The sequence below is a fragment of the Clostridium thailandense genome, assembly GCF_019207025.1.
In the GTDB taxonomy this organism is placed as follows: domain Bacteria; phylum Bacillota; class Clostridia; order Clostridiales; family Clostridiaceae; genus Clostridium_AM; species Clostridium_AM thailandense.
In genome coordinates, this window is record NZ_JAEEGC010000214.1 from 1 (window position 1) to 1,988 (window position 1,988).

At 32.7% G+C, this 1,988-nt stretch carries 2 protein-coding genes; both read left to right on the forward strand.

Features of this window, described 5'->3' with window-relative positions; genetic code table 11:
* Positions 1 to 574: 574 nt before the first annotated feature.
* Positions 575 to 1,231 (forward strand): CoA transferase subunit A, encoded by a 657-nt coding sequence (locus I6U48_RS28605; protein ID WP_218323919.1) that lies wholly within the window; start codon positions 575 to 577, stop codon positions 1,229 to 1,231.
* Positions 1,231 to 1,890, forward strand: coding sequence for a 3-oxoacid CoA-transferase subunit B (locus I6U48_RS28610; protein WP_218323920.1), 660 nt, complete (start codon positions 1,231 to 1,233; stop codon positions 1,888 to 1,890). Before I6U48_RS28605 ends, I6U48_RS28610 begins: the two co-directional genes overlap by 1 nt.
* The last annotated feature ends 98 nt before the right edge of the window (positions 1,891 to 1,988 follow it).

Genomic DNA, 1,988 nt, shown 5'->3' on the forward strand with positions numbered 1-1,988 from the left:
CAAGTCTCAAGCCCATATTTTTAAAAAAGCTAAGAATCTATGATAACTCGCTGTGCTCAACCAATCAAATCTTCTAAGCTTTTTCAAAAATATGAGCTAAGACTTGTAGCAAAAGTATTTAAATGTGTCTTCCAGAATGTAAATATATCCCTCCGTATAAGTTAAGTGTCTGGTTCGGATATCTATATTAGGCATTTGTAGAGGCGTTCTATATAATAAAGAAAATCTATAAGTACAGCTTTCTATGAGAAATCAAATATCATAGAAGGCTGTTTTTTTATAAAAAAAGCGAAATTTTCAGGAAAAGAAAATTATTGATAGTACATTAATAATTCATGATTACACTAATTCATCCTCCAAATATAAGTGATGAAAATGTTTTATATTACTACAATTCCTAGAAAAAATTGTGGTATATTAACTACACTTTTTTTTACCCTGAATAAACAATCCTTTATATACGGGCTTCTATTTTATTGGCATCAATTTTGCTTTATAAATTAGCGTATGTTTTAAAAGGATAAAGAAACGATAATTTTATTCATTTAGAAAATTTAATAAGGAGAAGGATAATATGGTTAATAAAATCGTAAGTGTTAATGAAGCAGTGGGCTGCATAAAAGATGGAATGACTTTGATGATTGGAGGTTTTATGACAGCAGGGACTCCAGAAATGTTAATTGATGCAATAATAGAAAAAGGTGTAAAGGATTTAACGATTATCGCTAACGATACAGGGTTTCCGGATAAAGGAATAGGGAAGCTTGTTAAAAATAAAAGAGTTAAAAAAGTTATAGCTTCTCATATAGGACTTAACCCTGAGACTGGCAGACAAATGAATAACAAAGAAATGATAGTTGATTTAATACCACAGGGAACATTGGCAGAGCAAATTAGATGTGGTGGTGCAGGTATAGGTGGTTTCTTAACAGAAACAGGAGTTGGAACTATTGTAGAAGAAGGAAAAGAAAAAGTAAAAGTTGGAGCTAAAGAATATATTTTAGAATTACCATTAAGAGCAGATATAGCCTTAGTAGGCGGTTCTGTTGTAGATAAATCAGGGAACACTTATTATAACGGTTCTACAAGAAACTTTAATCCATTAATTGCAACTGCTGCTGATTTAGTAATAGTAGGTGCTGAAAAGGTTGTTGAGGTTGGAGAATTAGATCCAAATCATGTAATGACACCTGGAATATTTGTAGATTACATTGTTGGAGGTGGAAAATAATGGATAGCAAGAATATAAAAGAGTTTATAGCAAAGAGAGTGGCAAAGGAATTAAAAGACGGAGATGTAGTAAATTTAGGTATAGGTCTTCCAACTATGGTTGCTAATTATCTGCCAGAAGGTATAAATGTGGTATTTCAATCTGAAAATGGTTTTGTAGGTTTAGGTTCAGTACCTGAAGAGGGCAAAGAAGATAAAGACATTGTAAATGCTGGCGGACAGCCTGTTACTGTAGTAAAAGGAGCTGCATTCTTTGACAGTGCCACATCCTTTGGAATTATTAGGGGTGGACATGTAGATGCTACTGTTTTAGGTTCTCTAGAAGTAGATGAAAAGGGCAACTTAGCAAATTTCATGGTTCCAGGAAAAATGGTTCCTGGTATGGGTGGTGCCATGGATTTAGTAAGTGGAGCAAAAAAAGTTATTATTGCAATGACTCATACAGCTAAAGGCGCTCCAAAAATATTAAAGGAATGTACCTTACCACTCACAGCGGTGGGAAAAGTAAGTCTAATTGTAACTGAAATGGGAGTAATGGAGATTACAGATAAGGGGATCGTATTAAAGGAATATAACTTTGAATATACAGTGGAACAAATTAAAGTCGCTACAGAAGCAGAATTAATAATTGATGAAAATTTAAAGGTTATGGAAGTATAAAAATAAAAAACATATTAAAAAATAAGTATCTTAACTTTTGCAATTTTAAAAAAATGCGAAGTGTTTTTTAGAGGACAGTTGACAGAGGACAGAGGACA